The organism is Pseudomonas putida, from assembly GCA_041879295.1.
Classification (GTDB): Bacteria; Pseudomonadota; Gammaproteobacteria; order Pseudomonadales; family Pseudomonadaceae; genus Aquipseudomonas; species Aquipseudomonas putida_Y.
In genome coordinates this window covers 4,187,928-4,207,374 of record CP047152.1, presented here as the reverse complement: position 1 = coordinate 4,207,374, position 19,447 = coordinate 4,187,928, and the positions used below count along the sequence as shown (strand labels likewise).

The following is a 19,447-nucleotide window of genomic DNA, read 5'->3' as shown; positions in this document are numbered from 1 at the left end:
AAAAAACCCGGCGCAAGCCGGGTTTTTTTATGCCTGTGTGCTCGTGCTTTTGTGGGGGCAACTGTCGTGCTCAATTTCTAAAAGCTGGCGCAGATCCGTGTGGGAGCGGGCTTGCCCGCGAACACGGGCGAAGCCTGTGCCATCCACCGCGGTGTTTTCTTCACGGGTAAACCCGCTCCTACAGGGCATTGCGCAAGCCTTTGCGCCTTAGACGGTTACGTGCAGGCGCACATCCACATTACCGCGGGTGGCATTGGAGTACGGGCACACCTGATGCGCCTTTTCCACCAGCCCTTCGGCATCGGCCTGGGCCAGGCCCGGCAGGTTGATGTGCAGGTCGATGTCCAGGCCGAAACCGCCCGGGATCTGGCCGATGCCCACCTTGGCGGTGATCGAGGTATCTGCCGGCAGGGCTTTCTTCTCTTGCCCGGCCACGAATTTCAAGGCGCCGATGAAGCAGGCCGAGTAACCGGCGGCGAACATCTGCTCGGGGTTGGTGCCGTCACCGCCCGCGCCGCCCAGTTCCTTGGGGGTGCTCAGGCTGACGACGAGCTTGCCGTCGCTGGAGCGGGATTTGCCGTCGCGCCCACCGGTGGAGGTAGCTTCTGCGATGTACAGCGGAGTGACCTTTTGCATCTTGAGCCTCGCTAATGTGCTGTGCACTCCCGTTTGCAGGAGGGCGGGGGTTGGTGTGGGATTTAAATTAGCGCGCAATTAGTTAGCGCGCAAGATAAATCATCGCCGTTCATCGGAACGGCCATTTCACAGCATAGCGCTCAGAGGTTTTTCTGCAGGTTTTCGCGCAGGTTCAGCAGGTCGGCTTGCAGTTGCTGCAGCTGCTCCAGGCTGCGCCCGCTGGCCTTGAGAATGCACGGCGGCACCTCTTTGGCCTGCTGTTGCAGGGCGCGGCCCTTGTCGGTCAGTTGCACCATCACTACCCGTTCATCTTCGCGGCTGCGGTTGCGCTGCAACAGGCCTTCGCTTTCCAGGCGTTTGAGCAGCGGGGTCAGCGAGCCTGGGTCGGTCAGCAGGTGCTGGCTGATTTCGCCCACGGTCAGTCCGTCACGCTCCCAGAGCACCAGCATGGCAAGGTATTGCGGGTAGGTCAGGCCCAGCGCCTGCAGCAGCGGCTTGTAGACCTTGGTCATCAGCAACGAGGTGGAGTGCAGGGCAAAACAGACCTGGTTGTCCAGCAGCAGCTCGTCACAGGAGGCTTGGGTGTCGGCGTTCATGCAGGTCCTTGAAAGTGATCAATGGAAAATTCTGGCACGCTGATCATCAGTGCGCGAGTTAATCGCGCAGTTCACTGCGCAAGGCCAGGTCCCAGGGTGGTATCGGGCTGAATCGGCTCTTGAGGAATTCGAGCAGCAAACGGCTGCGAGAGTTCGTTTCATGTGCCAGGCGTAACGCGTAAATGCCACTGGTCTCGGCTTCAGGCAAACCGCCGTCGCAGAACAACGGGATAAGCTCGCCGCGTAGCAGGTATTCACTGCTCAGCCAGGTGGGCAGGTGGGCTATCCCCAGGCCGGCGAGGGCGCCGAACAGCAGGGTTTCGGCATTGTTGGCGGCCATGCGCATGCGCGCGGGGCGGTACAGGCGGGTTTGCCCGGCCACACTGAAGCGCCAGGCGAACGGCGGCGCCAGGCCATCCCAGTCCAGCCCGTCATGCCCGGGCAGTTCGCTGGGGCAGGTGGGGATGCCGCGGCTGGCCAGGTAGGCGGGGCTGGCGCAGGCGATGCGCACCATGTAGGCGAGCGGCGTGGCGACCAGACGGGTGTCGGCCAAAGGGCCGGCGCGCAGCACCAGGTCGACCTCGCCCAGGTGGCTGCCCTGCAGGTCGACGAAGCTGTCGATCAACCGCAGTTGCACGTCCAGGCCCGGGTAGGCCACCAGGAAGTCGGCAATGGCCGGGGCCAGGTGGCGGCGGCCAAACGCGGCAGGTGCGTCGATGCGGATCAGGCCTTCCGGGGCATTGCTCAGTGACACCGCTTCAGCCCGGGCCAGGCGCAACTCCTCGATGATGCGCCTGGCCCGCTCGGCAAAGGCGTTGCCTGCAGGCGTGGCCCGCACCGCGTGGGTGCTGCGGGTGAACAGGCGGCTGCCGACGGCGCTTTCCAGGTTGTCGATGCGCCGTGCTACCGCAGACGGGGTCAGCGGGTGGCGACGGGCGGCGGCAGAAAAGCTGCCGGTTTCCAGCACATCAAGGAACAGGCTCAATTGGTCGGTCAGGGTATCGGGGCTCATGGCTGCCTTGCTTTTGCGAAAAACGCACAGCCATTGTGCGCTGCTGTGCGTTTCCCCGCCAGCGCACAATCGTTAGCATGCTCGCATTATTGGTACAGGCGGACGAGGCCCTGATGATCGAGTGGTTGTTGTATATCGTGCTGGGCGCTGCCCTGGGCACCATGGGGGGCTTGTTTGGCATTGGTGGCGGGCTGATCGCGATTCCGGCGTTGGGTGTGCTGTTTGGCCTGGACCAGCAGTTGGCGCAGGGGACCGCGTTGGTGATGGTGGTGCCGAACGTGCTGCTGGCGTTGTGGCGTTATCACCAGCGCAACCGTATTGCGTTGCGCCATGCGTTGCCGCTGTCGGTATGCAGCTTCTTGTTCGCCTGGCTGGGGTCGATCTGGGCGGTGGGGCTTGATGCGCACTCCATGCGCCTGGGTTTTGTCGGCTTTTTGGTAGCCTTGGCAGTGTGGAACGTGGTGCGGATGTTCATGAAGGTGTCGTCGCCGAGTGCCGAGCTGCGTCATGCCTGGCCGTGGCTGGGTGTGCTGGGCAGCTTTGCCGGCACCATGGGCGGCTTGTTCGGCGTGGGTGGGGCCGTGGTGGCCACGCCGATCCTGACCAGTGTGTTTGGCGCTACTCAGGTGGTGGCGCAGGGGTTGTCACTGGCGCTGGCGGCGCCGAGTACCTTGGTCACGCTGGTGACCTATGGCGTGCACCATAGCGTTGACTGGGGGGTTGGGATTCCCTTGGCGGTGGGTGGCTTGCTGAGCATCAGCTGGGGCGTGAAGCTGGCCCACGCGTTGCCGGAGAAGGTACTGCGGGCGATGTTCTGTGTGTTCCTGGTGGTCTGTGCGGTGATGCTGGGGTTTGAGCTTTGAGATTGTGGGGCCGTTTTTCGGCCCCCGATCACTTGAAACCCTCAACGATGTAGTCGGCCATGCAGTCGGTGATTGGCGAGGGGGATTGCGTACTGCGCACCAGCATCACATTGGCCATCGGCAACTGCGGTAGCCCTTCGCTTTCACCCAGTATGCGGATGTTGCCCCCGATCAGGCTCTGCAGCTGCGCGGTCACTGCCAGCCCGGCGGTGACGATGGCAAAGATCGCTGCCAGGCTCGGGCTGGTGTAGGCAATACGGTAATCGATGCCCTGTGCCTCCAGCGCATTGCAGGTCCAGGCGCGACAGAAGCAGTCGGTGTTGAACAGCGCCACCGGCATCGGCCGCTGTTCGTGCGGGCAAAAGCCTTCTGCCGCGGCCCACACCAGGCGTTCCTGGCGCAGCAACTGGCCAATCTCGTTGCCGGGCTCGCGGGTGACGATGGTCAGGTCCAGATCCTGGCGCAGCATCAAGTGCTTGGACGAATCGCAATGCACTTCCACCTGCACCAGCGGGTAGGCCTGGGCAAAGCTCGACAGGATGGTCGGCAGGAAGCGCATGGCGTAGTCGTCCGGTGTGCCGATGCGCACCAGGCCAACCATGTGCGGCATGCGCAGGGTGTTGAACACTTCGCCATGCAACTTGAGAATGCGTCGGGCATACCCCAGCAGGACCTGACCTTCGGCGGTCAGCCGCACCTGACGGCCATCACGTTCGAAGAGCTGGCGCTGCAGAACGTCTTCTTCCAGGCGTTTCATCTGCATACTGACTGCTGACTGGGTGCGGTTGACCACTTCGCCTGCTCGGGTAAAGCCGCCTTGCTCGGCAATGGCTACGAAGGTGCGCAGGACGTCCGCGTCGAGGCTTTGGTACTGGGACATTGCATCAATCTCCGAGATGCATCGCATCAGAAACATTCGTTGGATTGATCTTATGCCTGGCGTGAGACTGAGGCCATCAACACGGAGGGCTTCACGATGAAAGGTCATGTCAGCAGCATCCAGCAACCAGCCTTTTCCCTGAGCTACCTGTGGCACGCGGCTCTGCAGCGCCCGGCGCGTTGGCTGGAGCTGTACCGTCAGCGTCAGGAGTTGGCCAGTCTCAGTGATGCAACCTTGCACGATCTGGGGTTGAGTCGGGCGGATATCCATCAAGAGGCCGAGCGGCATTTCTGGGATGATCCACTGAGGAAGTGAGTTGGGTCCAAGCGCCTGGCTTCAGCTTTTCAGCGTCCGGGAGATCGAGCGCCGCCCGCGCGGCGCATCGCGAGCAAAGCTCGCTCCTACATCTGTTTCGGGCCAATTTTTCCTGTGGCATTTGTGCGCGAACGCCTTGGGCGCATGGCGCGACATCACGTCGAACTAACAAGGCGGTCGCGCGCGCCTGTCACAGGCGTAACTGGCCCGAAACAAATGTAGGAGCGAGCTTTGCTCGCGATGCGCCGCGCGGGCGGCGCTCGATCTCCCAGGCGCTACAAAACTCAAGGCATGCGCCCCAGCCTCACCGCCGCACCTGCTTGAGGGTTTCGGCAATCAGGAACGCCAACTCCAGCGACTGATCGGCATTCATCCGCGGATCACAATGGGTGTGATACCGGTCCGACAACGCATCCTCGGTGATCGGCCGGGCACCGCCAATGCATTCGGTGACGTTCTGCCCGGTCATCTCGATATGGATACCGCCAGCATGGCTGCCCTCGGCCTGATGTACCTGGAAGAACTGCTTAACCTCATCCAGAATCTGCGCAAAATCGCGGGTCTTGTAACCGCTGCTGGCCTTGATGGTGTTGCCGTGCATCGGGTCGGAGCTCCACAACACCTTGCGCCCCTCGCGCTCGACAGTGCGGATCAGCCCCGGCAAGTGGTCGCCAACCTTGCTCGCGCCCATGCGCACGATCAGGTTCAGACGCCCCGGGTCGTTGGACGGATTGAGCGTGTCGATCAGGCGGATCAGCTCTTCGGGGTTCATGCTCGGGCCAACCTTGACCCCGATGGGGTTGTGCACGCCACGCAGGAACTCGACATGGGCGCCATCGAGCTGGCGGGTGCGGTCGCCGATCCACAGCATGTGCGCCGAGCAGTCGTAGTAGTCGCCGGTCAGGCTGTCCTGGCGCACGAAGGCTTCTTCATAGTTCAACAGCAGCGCCTCGTGGGCCGTGAAGAAGCTGGTTTCGCGCAGTTGCGGCGCACTGTCCAGGCCACAGGCACGCATGAACGCCAGGGTTTCATCGATGCGATTGGCCAACTGGTGGTACTTGTCGGCCAGCGCCGAGTTGGCGATGAAGTCCAGGTTCCACTTGTGCACCTGGTGCAGGTCGGCAAACCCGCCCTGGGCGAACGCGCGCAGCAGGTTGAGGCTGGCGGTGGCCTGGTGGTAGGCCTGCAGCAGGCGCTCCGGGTCCGGAATACGGCTTTTGGCGTCGAAACTGATGCCGTTGACGATGTCGCCGCGGTAGGCGGGGAGGGTGACGTCGCCGATGGTTTCATCGCCAGATGAGCGCGGTTTGGCGAACTGCCCGGCCATACGCCCCACTTTCACCACCGGGCAGCCGGCGGCAAAGGTCATGACAATCGCCATTTGCAGCAACACCTTGAAGGTGTCGCGGATTTTTGCAGCCGAGAACTCGGCGAAGCTCTCGGCGCAATCGCCGCCCTGAAGCAGGAAGGCACGGCCTTCAGTGACTTCGGCAAACTGCCGGCGCAGCTCGCGCGCCTCACCCGCGAACACCAGCGGCGGGTAGCTGGCCAGGGTCTGTTCAACCTTCAGCAGGTGCGCGGCATCGGGGTAGGTCGGTTGCTGCTGGATCGGCAGGGCGCGCCAGCTGTCGGGGCTCCACGGTTGGTTCATCTTGGGCTCGGTCTTGTCGGTTGTAGGCTATGGGCCATGGTAACAGTTGGCGCTGCGCTTGTTGCATCAAGGGTGTTGGCGGACAATGCGCGTTTTTGCGCAGGCGGGTGGTGGACATGACGGCGGAACGGCAAGAGCGGCTGCTGGCACGGGTGGAAGATGCGTTTGGCGTCATCAGCGTGTACGAAGTAGACGACTACCGCTTTCTGGAATTCGGCGATGCGATCGAGCAAAGCTGCGTGTTCACCGCCGACCCCAGCTGGCTGGAGTACGACTACACCCGCGCCATGCTGGTGGGGGCGCTGTGCCACGAACTGCCTGAGAGTGCACTGTTTCTGGGCCTGGGCGCCGGCACGCTGACCCAGGCCTGCATGAAGTTCCTGCCGCTGGAAGACATCGAGGCCATCGAGCTGCGCCCGGATGTGCCGCGCCTGGCCATGGATTACCTGGGCCTGGACGACGACCCGCGGCTGTATGTGCGCATCGGCGATGCCCTGGAGCTATTGCCCACGGCAGAGAAGGCCGACCTGCTGTTCGTTGACTTGTACACCGATCATGGCCCTGGGGTCGGGCACCTGGCGTGGAACTTTCTGGAGAACTGCCAGCAACACCTGAACCCAGGCGGCTGGTTGGTGATCAACCAGTGGGCCACCGATGATGGCAGGCCGCTGGGCGCGGCGTTGTTGCGCGGGTTGTACCATCGGCATTACTGGGAGCTGCCTGTGAAGGAGGGCAATGTGATTCTGCTGGTGCCGGCAGACCTTGAGCAGTCGCTGGACCTGGACGGTTTGAGAGCCCGGGCCGAGGCGCTGGCGCCGCGTTTGGGGTACAGCCTCGATGGGCTGATCCGCGAGATTCGGCCGGCTACCTGAATGGCTGACGCGCGCCGACACCGAGCAAGTAAGGCTTCAGGGGATTATCGATTCAGCCTGTCGTGCGCGATGGCCCGATACTGGCCCTGCCCCCATGAAAATTTTCCTCACGTACGCGACTATTTCAGGTATAGTACGCGCCGGTCTTTTAGCGGACCTCAAAATCAGGTGGTGCAAATCCTCCGAGTCCAGCTTCGGCTGCGCGTCCGCTAGGCGGACCTTCCCAAGTTTTCTTTTTCAATCGTTTTCGCAAATCCCCGCCGCCAAAGCTGCCTGGGTGACCTTACGGTCTTTCAAGGCATGTGCAGCTTTGGAGCATGGGTCTTTGCGGATGCACCTAGAGGCAGACCCATGACCCAGGAAACCGGCGGCTTCGCCGCTCTCGATCTTAATCCGAACATTGTTGCTGCCGTTGTGGCTACCGGCTACGAAGAGCCGTCCGCCATTCAGCAACAATCGATCCCGATCATCCTCGCCGGTCACGACATGATCGGCCAGGCGCAGACTGGCACCGGCAAAACCGCTGCCTTCGCCCTGCCGATCCTGAACAAGATCGATGTGAGCAAGCGCGAACCGCAAGCCCTGATCCTGGCGCCAACCCGTGAGTTGGCGCTGCAAGTTGCTACCGCTTTCGAAACCTACGCCAAGCAGATGCCGGGCGTGAACGTTGTCGCCGTCTACGGTGGTGCCCCGATGGGCCCACAGCTGCGTGCGATCCGCAACGGCGCGCAAATCGTCGTGGCCACCCCGGGCCGTCTGTGCGACCACCTGCGTCGTGACGAAAAAGTCTTGTCGACCGTACAGTACCTGGTACTGGACGAAGCCGACGAGATGCTGAAGCTGGGCTTCATGGACGACCTCGAAGTGATCTTCGACGCAATCCCGGCTACCCGTCAGACCGTACTGTTCTCCGCAACCCTGCCGTCGTCGATCCGTTCGATCGCCGAGCGCCACCTGCGCGAACCCAAGCACGTCAAGATCCAGACCAAGACCCAGACCGTTACCGCGATCGAGCAGGCCCACCTGATGGTCCACGCGGACCAGAAGATCCCGGCTGTGCTGCGTCTGCTGGAAGTGGAAGAGTTCGACGCGCTGATCGCCTTCGTGCGTACCAAGCAAGCCACCCTGGACCTGGCCGCCGCGCTGGAAGCCAAGGGCTACAAGGCTGCTGCGCTGAACGGCGACATCGCCCAGAACCAGCGTGAGCGCGTGATCGACTCGCTCAAGGATGGCCGCCTGGACATCGTCGTCGCCACCGACGTCGCTGCCCGTGGCCTGGACGTACCGCGCATCACTCACGTATTCAACGTTGACATGCCGTACGACCCGGAGTCCTACGTACACCGAATCGGCCGTACTGGCCGTGCCGGTCGCGATGGCCGTGCACTGTTGCTGGTTACCCCGCGTGAGCGCCGCATGCTGCAGGTGATCGAGCGTGTTACCGGGCAGAAGGTTGCCGAAGCGCGCCTGCCGAATGCCCAGGCCGTGCTGGATGCCCGCATCAAGAAGCTGACCTCGAGCCTGGCGCCGCTGGTAGCCGAAGCAGAAGCCACCCACGGCGAACTGTTCGACCGCCTGACCACCGACCTGGGTTGCAGCGCGCGTGCCTTGGCTTCGGCCCTGCTGCGCAAGGCCACCAATGGCCAGGCGCTGGACCTGGCGGCGGTAGAGCGCGAGCAGCCGCTGGTGCCGAGCTTCGCCCCGCGTGGTGAGCGTACCGAGCGCGGTGAGCGTGGCGAGCGCCCTGACCGTGGTGATCGTGAGCGCCGTGCGCCGCTGCCGTTGGCCGAAGGCCGCGTGCGTTGCCGTACCGCCCTGGGTGCCCGTGATGGCATCGCTGCCAAGAACCTGCTGGGGGCGATCCTCAACGAAGGTGGCCTGGCGCGTGACGCTATCGGCCGCATCCAGGTGCGCGACAGCTTCAGCCTGGTCGAGCTGCCGGAAGACGGCCTCGAGAAGCTGCTGTCCAAGCTCAAGGACACCCGCGTGGCTGGCAAGCAGTTGAAGCTGCGTCGCTACCGCGAGGATTGATCCTGGCGTAACGAAAAAATCCCCGGCTTAGGTCGGGGATTTTTTTTGCCTTTACCGGCCCTTTCGCGGGCAAGCCCGCTCCTACAGGTACCCCACAGATTTCAGTACCTGTAGGAGCGGGCTTGCCCGCGAAGAGGCCCTTCAGTCGAACCGATAGATGTCCATCCCCAGCGCGCCCAGGGTAAACCCCTGATGCACCACGCCGAACTTGCTCCCGGCCCCGAGGGCAAAGAACAGCGGCAGCAAATGCTCGTCACTGGGATGGTTGCGCAGCGCAAACGGTGCCTGCTGCCGGTAATCTAGCAACGCCGCCTGGTCATCCTCCTGCAGCCGGTCTACCACCCAATCCCTGAACGCCAGGGCCCATGGCTCAATCACATCCGGCCCTGCATGCCAGTCCAGCTCACCCAGGTTGTGGGTAATGCTGCCCGACCCTATCAGCAGTACATCCTCGGTACGCAACACCGCCAGTGCCTGGCCCACTTTTAGCTGCAGCGCCGGCCCCATGTGGCTGGGCAGTGAAACCTGCACCACGGGAATGCTCGCATCCGGGTACATCAGCGACAGTGGCACCCAGGCGCCATGGTCGAATGGGCGCTGCATGTCCAGCCGCGCGGGTAGCCCCGCAGCCTTCAACCGCTCACTGACCTGGCCAGCAAGCCCGGGCTCGCCCGGCGCCGGGTACTGCACCGCATACAGGGCCGGTGGGAAGCCGTAGAAGTCATGCCAGGTTTCGGGCTGTGCGCTGGCGGTGACCAGCAGCTCGCGGCTTTCCCAGTGCGCCGACACCACCACGATCGCTTTCGGCCGGGGCAGGGCGTTGGCCAACCCGGACAGTGCCGGCCCGCTGGCGCCGGGTTGCAGGGCAAGCATGGGGGAACCATGGGAAATGAACAGGCTGGGCAGCATGGCGGGGTCCTGAAGGTTAAGATGCAACCATCTTCGATTAACTACAGATCGAAATCCAAACCAAGTTTTACCGACAAATCATCTAAAAATCGGGAGTGATCATGGAACCAGCGTTCTGGCAGCAGCGGTGGGCTGACAATCAGATCGGCTTTCACCAGGCGCAGGTGAACCCCTATCTGCAGACGTACTGGCCCCAGTTGCAGTTGGCACCGGGCAGCCGCGTGCTGGTGCCCCTGTGCGGCAAGAGTCTGGACCTGGCCTGGCTGGCCGGGCAGGGCCATTGCGTATTGGGGGTGGAGCTGTCGCGGCGGGCGGTGGAGGATTTCTTCCGTGAGCACGGGCTTGAGGCCGAGGTGCGGCAGCAGGGTGCATTCGAGGTTTGGTGCAGTGGAGATGTGCAGCTGTGGTGTGGCGACTTCTTTGCCTTGCGGGCAGAGGATGTGGCTGACTGCGTGGGGCTGTATGACCGGGCGGCGGTGATTGCGCTGCCGGTGCAGATGCGTGCGCGGTATATGCAGCTGTTGTCGGGGTTGCTGCCGACAAGCTGCCGGGGGTTGGTGGTGACGCTGGAGTATGACCAGTCATTGTTGGCCGGGCCGCCGTTTTCGGTCAGGGATGAAGAGCTGAGGCAGGGGTTTGCGGGGTGGCAGGTGGAGCAACTGGAGGCTGTGGAGGTGATTGAGGAGAGCCCGAAGTTTGTGCAGGCCGGGGCGTCGAGTTTGTTGGAGCGGGTGTACCGGCTCAGCCGGTAAGCAGGTAGGGCAGGCTGCCCCGGCCCATGTGGGAGCGGGCGGCGCGTTAGATGGCACCGGCTTTGCCGGTGTTCGCGGGCGCGCCCGCTCCCACAGATGGCTGCGTAAGGCCGGAAATAAAAAAGGGCGACCGAAGTCGCCCTTTGTTTTTATCAGGTGAATCAGCCGCGCTGACGCAGGGCCTCGATGCGGTCTTCCAGCGGTGGGTGGCTCATCAGCAACCCGGCCAGCCCGTGCTTCAGGCCGCCATTGATGCCGAAGGCCTTCATGGTGTCGGGCATGTGCACCGGCAGGCCTTGTTCCACACGCAGGCGTTGCAGGGCGCCGATCATTGCCGCGGTACCGGCCAGTTGCGCACCGGCTTCGTCGGCGCGGAATTCGCGGCGGCGCGAGAACCACATCACGATCATGCTGGCCAGGATGCCAAGGATCAGCTCGGCAACGATGGTCGCCACATAGTAGGCAATGCCTTGGCCCTCTTCGTTCTTGAAGATGACCTTGTCGACAAAGTTGCCGATGATGCGTGCAAAGAACATCACGAAGGTGTTCACCACGCCCTGTACCAGCGCCAGGGTGACCATGTCGCCGTTGGCAACGTGGCCGATTTCGTGGGCCAGTACCGCACGCACTTCATCGGGCGAGAAGCGCTCCAGCAGGCCCTGGGACACCGCGACCAGCGCGTCGTTGCGGTTCCAGCCGGTGGCGAAGGCGTTGGCCTCGTAAGCCGGGAAGATACCCACTTCAGGCATTTTGATGCCCGCTTCGCGGGACAGCTCTTCGACCGTTTGCAGCAGCCACTGCTCGTGGCGGGTGCGCGGCTGGCTGATGATCTGGGTGCCGGTGGTCATCTTCGCCATCCACTTGGAGATGAACAGCGAGACGAGGGAGCCGGCAAAGCCGAACACGGCGCAGAACACCAGCAGGCTGCTGAGGTTCAGGTCGACCCCGTTGGCGGCCATGAACCCGTTGAAACCGAACAGGCTCAGGGTAATGCTTGCAACCAGCACCACCGCGAGGTTGGTGGCTACAAACAACAGAATGCGCATCATGGTTGTTACGTTCTCCTGACGGATGAGTTGTCGCTTACTGCGGGGTATATAAGGGGCCTGCCGCGCCGATTCAATCGGGGGACTATTTCAAACTGTGTACGGCGGAGTATGGCAGAGGATGGCTCGGGGGCTGTGGGATAGAGCGTTGCAGGATGTAAGAAACCTTCGGCTTGGGGGCTGCGTCAAGGGCGCTGGGTGTTTGCCGCAAGTGGGGTGGCGCCTGTGAGATCGAGCGCCGCCCGCGCGGCGCATCGCGAGCAAGCTCGCTCCTACATTTGTTTCGGGCCAATTATGCCTGTGGGATTTGCGCGCGAACGCCTTGGTGCATGACGCGATATCGTGTGGTACGGGCCAGGCGGTCGCGCGCGCCTGTCACAGGCGTAACTGGCCCGAAACAAATGTAGGAGCGAGCTTGCTCGCGATGCGCCGCGCGGGCGGCGCTCGATCTACGCCCCACCATCAATCTTTCGTCGAACCCCTCGTCGCCCCCTCCCGGCGCCCCCCCCCTCCCGGCGCCCCCATCGAACCCTACTGCGAATACCCCTTCAGGAAATTGCCGATCCGGCCAATTGCCGCTTCCAGGTCATCCACCCGCGGCAAGGTCACCACGCGGAAGTGGTCCGGCCACGGCCAGTTGAACGCCGTCCCCTGTACGATCAGCAGTTTCTCCGACAGCAGCAGGTCAAGGGCGAACTTCTCGTCGTTGAGAATCGGGCAAACCTTCGGGTCGATCCGCGGGAACGCATACAGCGCCCCCATCGGCTTCACGCAGCTGACCCCGGGGATATCGTTGAGCAGTTCGTAGGTGCGGTTGCGCTGCTCCAGCAGGCGCCCCGGTGGCAGCACCAGGTCGTTGATGCTCTGGTATCCGCCCAGCGCGGTCTGGATGGCATGCTGGGCCGGCACGTTGGCGCACAGGCGCATGTTGGCCAGCATGTCGATGCCTTCGATGTAGCTGTGTGCGTGGTGCTTGGGCCCGGAGATGATCAGCCAGCCAGAGCGGAAGCCCGCCACCCGGTACGACTTGGACAAGCCGTTGAAGGTCAGGCACAGCAGGTCCGGGGCCAGCGAGGCGGTGCTGATGTGCACAGCTTCATCGTACAGGATCTTGTCGTAGATCTCGTCTGAGAACACCACCAGGTTGTGCTGGCGGGCCAGCTCCAGCATGCCCAGCAGCAGCTCTTTGGAATAGACGGCGCCGGTCGGGTTGTTCGGGTTGATGATCACCAGCGCCTTGGTGTTCGGGGTGATCTTCGCCTTGATGTCCTCAAGGTCGGGGAACCAGTCGGCCTGCTCGTCGCACAGGTAGTGCACCGGCTTGCCGCCGGCCAGGCTCACGGCGGCTGTCCACAGCGGGTAGTCGGGGGCCGGGATCAGAACTTCGTCGCCGTTGTTGAGCAGTGCCTGCATCGACATGACGATCAGCTCGGACACACCATTACCCAGGTAGATGTCCTCGATGGTGACGCCTTCGATTTCTTTCTGCTGGCAGTACTGCATCACCGCCTTGCGCGCGCTGAACAGGCCTTTGGAGTCGCTGTAGCCCTGTGCGGTGGGCAGGTTGCGGATCACATCCTGAAGGATTTCATCAGGCGCCTCGAAGCCAAACGGCGCCGGGTTGCCGATGTTCAGCTTGAGGATGCGGTGGCCTTCCTCCTCCAGGCGTTTGGCGTGCTTGAGCACTGGGCCGCGAATGTCGTAGCAGACATTGGCGAGCTTGTTCGATTTGCTGAACTGCATGATGGGATCCCGATTGAGAAAACGCGCTACGCCCCGCCGAAAGGTTTGAAAGGGCAGGAAGCGGGTGCCAGACTGAACGCCTGGCACACGAAGCCAACTAATATACGTGCCACCCGCGCCCCGGAAAAGACGGTGTGGGGTGAAATTCAGCCTGCCGAGGTTTCTACATGAAAAAGATCGAAAAAACCCTGGACGAATGGCGGTCGATGCTCGACCCCGAGCAGTACCAGGTATGCCGCCTCAAGGGCACCGAACGGCCATTTAGCGGCAAGTACAACAGCGAGCGCCGCGACGGTATCTATCACTGCATCTGCTGCGGCCTGGCGCTGTTCGATGCGCAGACCAAGTTCGACTCTGGCTGCGGTTGGCCAAGCTTCTACGCCCCGATCGAGGACAGCGCGATGATCGAGATCCGCGACACGTCCCACGGCATGATCCGCACCGAGGTCACCTGCGCCCGTTGCGACGCGCACCTGGGGCATGTGTTCCCTGACGGCCCGCCACCGACCGGCCTGCGCTACTGCATCAACTCGGTGTGCATCGACCTGCGCCCGCGCGACTGACCGGAGCCCGACAATGGCTGCATCGATACTGGACATCCCCTGCGTGACCCTGGGCGGCGAGCACAAGAAGCTCGGCGACTTCCCGGGCAAGGTACTGTTGGTGGTCAATACCGCCAGCCAGTGCGGTTTTACCCCGCAGTACAAGGGCCTGGAACAACTGTGGCAGGCCTACCGTGACCGTGGCCTGGTGGTACTGGGCTTTCCGTGCAACCAGTTCGGCAAGCAGGAACCTGGCGATGCGCGGGAAATTGCGCAGTTCTGCGAGCGTAATTTCGGCGTGACTTTCCCGCTGTTTCGCAAGGTCGAGGTCAACGGCCCGGGCGCTCACCCTCTGTTCGTTGAGCTCAAGCGGCGCGGCCCGGGCATTCTGGGTAGCCAGAAGATCAAGTGGAACTTCACCAAGTTTCTGGTCGACCCGGCCAGTGGCCAGGTCAAGCGCTATGCCCCCACCACCAAGCCACAGGCCCTTGAGGCGGACATCGAGCGTTTGCTCAGCCGCTGAAGGGCACCCAATGGTCGACCAAGGCCAGTAGCTCTTCGCGGCGGAATGGCTTGGCCAGGTAGTCGTTCATGCCCGCCGCCCGGCAGCGTTCGCGCTCTTCGGGCATGGCGTTGGCGGTGAGGGCAACGATCGGCAACTCGGGCCAGCGGCCGCTTTGGCGGATGCGCCGGCTGGCCTCGTAGCCGTCCATCACCGGCATGTTGCAGTCCATCAGCACCAGGTCGAATTCCTCACGCGCCAGCAGCTCAAGGGCCTCCGCGCCCTGGGTGGCCAGTTGCACCTGGCAGCCGAGCTTGGCCAGCATGCCCTTGGCCACCAGCTGGTTCACCGGGTTGTCCTCTACCAGCAGAATCCTCGCACGGCCTTGCTCCTGGGTAATGGCCGGGATGGCCAGCGGGTGTTCGGGCTCATGGCCTTGCAAGGTGCGGCGCAGGGTCTGGTACAAGGCGTTGCGTGCCAATGGCCGGGCTAGCTGGTGCAGCGGGGCCAAAGCCAAGGACTGCTCGTTGGGCAGGAAGTTGCCGTAGGCAGTTACCAGCAGAATCGGGGTTTTCAATGCCGGGCGCAGCTCGAACAGGTGCTCGACGTCGTCGGTGATCAACAGGTCGATCGCTTCGGCATCCAGCGTGGCGCATCTGTCATGGCGCTGGTAGGTCAGGCCCCAGGCGGGAAGCAAGTGCTGCAACAGTTCACTGAGCCCGCTGCCGGCTGCACTCAATGCTGCCACGCGGCCATGCAAGGGCGCTGGCGGGATGGCTTCGGTGTGCACGGTCAACGGCAACTCGGCGGTAAAACAACTGCCAAAGCCCGGCTCGGAGCGAATGTGCAGGTGGCCCTGCATGGCCTTGCACAGGTTGCGCGTCAGCGCCAGGCCCAGGCCGGTGCCACCGTACTGGCGGGTGATGCCGGCACCGGCCTGGGTGAAAGGCTGGAAGATGCGCGCCTGGGCGTCTTCGGGGATGCCGATGCCGGTATCCCGTACCTCCAGACGCACACCGCCGACAATGGCCGCCAAGCGCACATCGACGCGGCCGAAGCGGGTGAACTTCAGCGCGTTGGACAGCAGGTTGCTGACGATCTGCCGCACACGCGTGGGGTCGCCAAGCACGCTGCTGGGGAAGTCGCTGGCGATCAGGCAGGTCAGCTCCACGCTTTGCGCGGTGTTCTGCGACAGCAGGTTGGCGGTGTCTTCCACCATTGAGCCCATGTCGAACGCAATGCGTTCCAGTTCCAGTTGGCCGGCATCGAACTTGGACAAGTCGAGAATATCGTTCAGCAGCTCTACCAGCACCTTGCCCGAGTCATGGGCGATAGCCAGTTGCTGGCGTTGCTCGCTGGGCAGCGGGTTGTCCAGTGCCAGGGCGATCATGCCGAGCATGCCGTTGAGCGGGGTGCGGATTTCGTGGCTCATGTTGGCCAGGAAGGCGGCGCGTGCCTGGGCCATGTCCAGCGCTCGGCTGCGGGCTTGTTCCAGCTCCTGGTTGGACAGGCTCAGGCTGCTGTTGCTGGCCTTGAGCTCGTTGGTGCGTGCCGACACAATGTCTTCCAGCTCGTTCAGGTACTGGGTCAGGCGGTTTTCCGCGGTGCGCCGCTGTTCAATCTCGGTGGCCATGCTGACGAACTGCTGGTTGGCGACCTTCACCAGCACGCCGATTTCGTCATGCTCGTGTCCGTGGGGGCATTCCAGGCGCGTTTGCCGGGGGTTGCGCGGGTCGCGGCCGCTGAGTGCGCCGATCACCGTCACCAGCGGCTTGGTCAGCATCATGTAGAACAGCGCCAGCAAGATGCCGGTGAGCACCAGGCTGCGGGCGAAACCATTGAGCAGGGTAATGCCGGCACGGTCGAGAAAGCGGCTGCCGAAGGCGAAGGTGTCGATGTCCAGATACAGGGTGCCCAGGTATTGCTCTGGCATGTGGGTCAGGTACAGGCGCTCCTTGAACTGCCGCTGCTCGCCGAACAGGAAGTCGCTGAGTGGCCGGTAGCGGTCTTGCAGCTTGGGCCGCTCGACATCGGCCAGTACCGTTTCGTTGTTGTCGATCAGCCGTGCGCGGATGACGGCCGGCGACTGCAGCAGGCCGCGTGTCAGCTCCAGCGCCAGTTCCGAGTCGATGTTGTAAGCGATGCGCGAGGCCGGGTTGTGGCTGATTTGCAGCAGCGCGTTCACTTCACGGTTGATGGACGCGTCTTCGCTGGCATAATCGATGCCGATCTGGATGAGACTGAGCAATGTTCCCAGGATGAAGCCGACCAGGACTGTCAACCGGGCTTGCTTGTATGACAGGCGATTGGTGAACTTGATATCCATGAGTCCCGAGCCGGTTTCCCGTTCCTTGCGCTGCGCAAGCATAGCCGAATAGCCCCGGCTGCTGGTGGGTCTGTCTGTTCATTTCAGTTGATCGCCAGGCGGGGGCCGCTTGGCGCCCCTTCGCGGGCTTGTCCGCTCCCACAGGTACAGCTTAGCCCCAGGCTGAAGGCAAGCCCTGTGGGAGCGGGCAAGCCCGCGAAGGGGCGCGCAGCGGCCCCCACAAAACTGAGATTGTTAGGAGTCGTCATGGACGCTCGCTTGATCGCTTTTCTGGACCGCGCCGAATCGGTACTGGCGCGCCTTGAACCCCTGTTGCCGGCACAACGCCCGCACATCGACTGGGGCACCACACTGGCCGCGCGCTGGCAGCGTGATGGCCGCAGCGGCTACCTGCTGCCGCTGGACGTCAGCCTGGACATTCGCCTGACCGACCTGATCGGCGTCGACAAACAGCGCGACCAGCTGGGCCGCAACACCCACCAGTTCATCAACGGCCTGCCGGCCAACCACGCGCTGCTGTGGGGCTCGCGCGGTACCGGCAAGTCGTCGCTGGTACGTGCCTTGCTGGCTGAGCACGCCAGCGCCGGCCTGCGCCTGATCGAAATCGAACGTGACCACCTGGCCGACCTGCCACGGGTGGTCGAGCAACTGCAGAAGCTGCCGCAACGCTTCATCCTGTTCTGCGACGACCTGTCGTTCGAAGCCGGGGAGGGCGACTACCGGGTGCTCAAGAGCGTGCTCGACGGCTCGCTGGAGCAAGCCCCGGACAATGTGCTGCTGTACGCCACCTCCAACCGCCGCCACCTGGTGCCCGAGAAGGAAAGCGACAACGAGAACTGGAAGCGTGTCGACGGCGAACTGCACCCCAGTGAAGCAGTGGAGGACAAGATTGCCCTGTCTGACCGTTTTGGCCTGTGGCTGTCGTTCTACCCGTTCACCCAGGACCATTTCCTGAATGTTGTGGAGCACTGGATTGGCCAGTTGGCACAACCTGCGGGCCTTGTGTGGCAGCGCACCGAAGAACTCGACATCCTCGCCGTGCGCTGGGCCACCGGCCGCGGCAACCGTAATGGCCGTTGTGCCTATCAGTTCGCCCGCTACTGGGTCGGGCTGCAATTGCTGGAGCAAAAATAAATGATCGACCTCAATGCCAGTGGCGCCGGCCTCGACGGCTACAACCTGCTGGCGGCGCAAGTGCAGGCGCTGTTCGCCGACGAGCGTGACTTCATCGCCAACGCCGCGCAGTTTTCGGCGTTTCTGTATAACCAGGTGGACGACCTGAACTGGGCGGGGTTCTACCTCAACCGCAACGAAGAGCTGGTGCTGGGCCCGTTCCAGGGCCAGGTGGCGTGTGTGCGCATTCCGTTCAGTAAAGGTGTGTGCGGGGCCGCGGCGGCAACGCGGCAAACCCAGCGGGTCGAGGATGTACATGCATTCCCGGGCCACATTGCCTGTGACAGTGCCTCCAACAGCGAGCTGGTGATCCCGTTGGTGAAGGACGGCAGGTTGATTGGCGTGCTGGACCTGGACAGCCCGACGGTCGGGCGGTTCAGCGAGGCGGACCAGGTGGGGCTGGAGCGGTTGGCGGCGATCTTTCTGGCGTTGACTGACTGCTGATCGATGTTGCCTGTGCCGGCCTCTTCGCTTGTAGGAGCGGGTTTACCCGCGAAGAGGTCGGTACAGGTTAACCAATCAGTCGTAGATCACCTTCTTCTTCCAGGTCTCTTCCTCATCGGTCTTGAGCCCATCAGTCAATTCGTTGTGCTCGTCCTCCGCCGGTGCCATGCGGTCCATTACCTGGGCATTGGCCCGGGCCAACAGTTTCTCAAGATACGTCAGCTGCTCTTCATACACCTTCGGCTCCGGCTGCTTGCGCAAATACTGCACGCCGCGCTCGAAGGCCAGGCGCGCCTGGCCGGGCTGGCCTTTCTGCAAAGCCTGCTGGCCCAGGTTGTTGAAGAACTCGATATGCAACAACACCAGAATATGGCGGATCTCCTTGACCCAGTGCTTGGCCTCGGTCGTTGGCAAGAAGCCTTCCTGGGCTGCGCGGGTCACCTGATTGTGCAGCGCCTCCAGCAAGAAGCGTACGTCCTTGGCCTTGATCTCGGTGTGGATCGGGTTAGGAGGGTTGCAGACCGGGAGCTTGTCGCCCAGGGCAATCAGCCCTTCCAGTTCGGCGATGCGCGCCTTGAATTCGGCATTGTGCTTGTCCACCGCCAGCAGGCGCTGGTTGAGGTTCAGCTCCAGGCGGGTCAGCAGCAATTTGAGAGCCGGGGTCATGAACTGGCCGGGGAACGTCTCGGTGATTTCGCCACAGCGACGCAGGCGGTCGGCGAGCTCGATCTTCGTCCGGGCGCGCTCAAGCTTGCCATTCTCGACCACATTGTTGAGGTAGCCGATCACGATCAGCAACGCGATGCCCGCCACGATGAGCAGGGTGATCAGAAGTGGTGTCACCGTTAATGCCTCATGAATAGGTTTGCATATTGAGTGTAGGAGCGAGCTTGCTCGCGAGAGGCCCTGACAGCCATTCTCTTTTTCTATCGGCAAACTGTGCCATGACTGGATGCTGGCACATTAATGCTGACTTGACGCCAGAAAATCAACGCCAAACCCCGGCAGGCTTGCCAAAACAGCGCTGGGTGTACCCGGAAGTCATTGATTTAAATAAATTTCTACAAAGGGGTTGACGCCTTCCCGAACCATCCATAGAATGCGCGCCACTTGCAGCGTAAAGCACACAGCGAAACGCAGCAGGGAGTGAAAGC

Annotated in this window: 19 protein-coding genes; 9 read left to right on the top strand and 10 right to left on the bottom strand. The window is 62.7% G+C overall.

Annotated features, from left to right (window positions below; genetic code table 11):
• Window positions 1-207: 207 nt before the first annotated feature.
• The 3 genes from GST84_19275 to GST84_19265 all read right to left on the bottom strand — a co-directional run bounded on the left by GST84_19275 (window position 208) and on the right by GST84_19265 (window position 2,244).
• Complete coding sequence (locus GST84_19275; protein XGB14343.1) at window positions 208-636, bottom strand: Ohr family peroxiredoxin; 429 nt, start codon at window positions 634-636, stop codon at window positions 208-210.
• A gap of 140 nt (window positions 637-776) precedes the next feature.
• Complete coding sequence (locus tag GST84_19270) at window positions 777-1,232, bottom strand: MarR family transcriptional regulator (protein ID XGB14342.1); 456 nt, start codon at window positions 1,230-1,232, stop codon at window positions 777-779.
• Between the two features lie 58 nt (window positions 1,233-1,290).
• Window positions 1,291-2,244, bottom strand: a complete 954-nt coding sequence (locus tag GST84_19265; GenBank protein ID XGB14341.1) for a LysR family transcriptional regulator — start codon at window positions 2,242-2,244, stop codon at window positions 1,291-1,293.
• Window positions 2,245-2,357: 113 nt separating this feature from the next.
• Here GST84_19265 and GST84_19260 point away from each other — a divergent pair, with 113 nt between their 5' ends.
• Window positions 2,358-3,107 carry a TSUP family transporter gene (locus tag GST84_19260; GenBank protein ID XGB15811.1) on the top strand — a complete coding sequence of 250 codons (750 nt, stop codon included), beginning with the start codon at window positions 2,358-2,360 and terminating at the stop codon, window positions 3,105-3,107.
• A gap of 28 nt (window positions 3,108-3,135) precedes the next feature.
• Here the strand turns inward: GST84_19260 and GST84_19255 are convergent, their stop codons facing one another.
• Window positions 3,136-3,987, bottom strand: a complete 852-nt coding sequence (locus tag GST84_19255; GenBank protein ID XGB14340.1) for a LysR family transcriptional regulator — start codon at window positions 3,985-3,987, stop codon at window positions 3,136-3,138.
• A gap of 96 nt (window positions 3,988-4,083) precedes the next feature.
• Here GST84_19255 and GST84_19250 point away from each other — a divergent pair, with 96 nt between their 5' ends.
• Window positions 4,084-4,302, top strand: coding sequence for a DUF1127 domain-containing protein (locus GST84_19250; GenBank protein ID XGB14339.1), 219 nt, complete (start codon window positions 4,084-4,086; stop codon window positions 4,300-4,302).
• A gap of 304 nt (window positions 4,303-4,606) precedes the next feature.
• Here the strand turns inward: GST84_19250 and GST84_19245 are convergent, their stop codons facing one another.
• Window positions 4,607-5,953 (bottom strand): 3-deoxy-7-phosphoheptulonate synthase class II, encoded by a 1,347-nt coding sequence (locus tag GST84_19245; protein XGB14338.1) that lies wholly within the window; start codon window positions 5,951-5,953, stop codon window positions 4,607-4,609.
• A 116-nt stretch (window positions 5,954-6,069) separates the two neighbouring features.
• On the opposite strand from GST84_19245, the gene GST84_19240 reads away from it, so the two are divergent.
• Both GST84_19240 and GST84_19235 read left to right on the top strand, forming a co-directional pair.
• On the top strand, window positions 6,070-6,825 hold the full coding sequence (locus tag GST84_19240; GenBank protein ID XGB14337.1) for a spermidine synthase: 756 nt from the start codon (window positions 6,070-6,072) through the stop codon (window positions 6,823-6,825).
• Between the two features lie 351 nt (window positions 6,826-7,176).
• Complete coding sequence (locus GST84_19235) at window positions 7,177-8,856, top strand: DEAD/DEAH box helicase (GenBank protein ID XGB14336.1); 1,680 nt, start codon at window positions 7,177-7,179, stop codon at window positions 8,854-8,856.
• A 141-nt stretch (window positions 8,857-8,997) separates the two neighbouring features.
• Here GST84_19235 and GST84_19230 read toward each other — a convergent pair whose 3' ends face one another.
• Window positions 8,998-9,765: a dioxygenase gene (locus GST84_19230; protein ID XGB14335.1), complete on the bottom strand. Its 768-nt coding sequence runs from the start codon at window positions 9,763-9,765 to the stop codon at window positions 8,998-9,000.
• 101 nt (window positions 9,766-9,866) lie between these two features.
• Here GST84_19230 and GST84_19225 point away from each other — a divergent pair, with 101 nt between their 5' ends.
• On the top strand, window positions 9,867-10,517 hold the full coding sequence (locus GST84_19225) for a thiopurine S-methyltransferase (GenBank protein ID XGB14334.1): 651 nt from the start codon (window positions 9,867-9,869) through the stop codon (window positions 10,515-10,517).
• Window positions 10,518-10,678: 161 nt separating this feature from the next.
• Here GST84_19225 and htpX read toward each other — a convergent pair whose 3' ends face one another.
• Together htpX and GST84_19215 are read right to left on the bottom strand one after the other, a co-directional pair.
• The gene (gene htpX / locus GST84_19220) at window positions 10,679-11,566 is read right to left on the bottom strand and encodes a protease HtpX (GenBank protein XGB14333.1); all 888 of its coding nucleotides are present in this window, start codon (window positions 11,564-11,566) and stop codon (window positions 10,679-10,681) included.
• A gap of 528 nt (window positions 11,567-12,094) precedes the next feature.
• Window positions 12,095-13,306: an aminotransferase class I/II-fold pyridoxal phosphate-dependent enzyme gene (locus GST84_19215; GenBank protein XGB14332.1), complete on the bottom strand. Its 1,212-nt coding sequence runs from the start codon at window positions 13,304-13,306 to the stop codon at window positions 12,095-12,097.
• A 167-nt stretch (window positions 13,307-13,473) separates the two neighbouring features.
• Here GST84_19215 and msrB point away from each other — a divergent pair, with 167 nt between their 5' ends.
• Both msrB and GST84_19205 read left to right on the top strand, forming a co-directional pair.
• Complete coding sequence (msrB, locus tag GST84_19210; GenBank protein XGB14331.1) at window positions 13,474-13,869, top strand: peptide-methionine (R)-S-oxide reductase MsrB; 396 nt, start codon at window positions 13,474-13,476, stop codon at window positions 13,867-13,869.
• A 13-nt stretch (window positions 13,870-13,882) separates the two neighbouring features.
• On the top strand, window positions 13,883-14,371 hold the full coding sequence (locus GST84_19205) for a glutathione peroxidase (GenBank protein XGB14330.1): 489 nt from the start codon (window positions 13,883-13,885) through the stop codon (window positions 14,369-14,371).
• Here GST84_19205 and GST84_19200 read toward each other — a convergent pair.
• A complete protein-coding gene (locus GST84_19200) occupies window positions 14,361-16,718 on the bottom strand; it encodes a response regulator (GenBank protein ID XGB14329.1) in 2,358 nt (785 codons plus the stop codon). The genes GST84_19205 and GST84_19200 overlap by 11 nt on opposite strands.
• 204 nt (window positions 16,719-16,922) lie before the next feature.
• Between GST84_19200 and GST84_19195 the strand changes: the two genes are divergently transcribed.
• Together GST84_19195 and GST84_19190 are read left to right on the top strand one after the other, a co-directional pair.
• Window positions 16,923-17,810 (top strand): DUF815 domain-containing protein, encoded by an 888-nt coding sequence (locus GST84_19195; GenBank protein ID XGB14328.1) that lies wholly within the window; start codon window positions 16,923-16,925, stop codon window positions 17,808-17,810.
• On the top strand, window positions 17,811-18,293 hold the full coding sequence (locus GST84_19190; GenBank protein ID XGB14327.1) for a GAF domain-containing protein: 483 nt from the start codon (window positions 17,811-17,813) through the stop codon (window positions 18,291-18,293).
• A 75-nt stretch (window positions 18,294-18,368) separates the two neighbouring features.
• Here the strand turns inward: GST84_19190 and GST84_19185 are convergent, their stop codons facing one another.
• Complete coding sequence (locus GST84_19185) at window positions 18,369-19,136, bottom strand: hypothetical protein (GenBank protein XGB14326.1); 768 nt, start codon at window positions 19,134-19,136, stop codon at window positions 18,369-18,371.
• Between the last annotated feature and the right edge of the window lie 311 nt (window positions 19,137-19,447).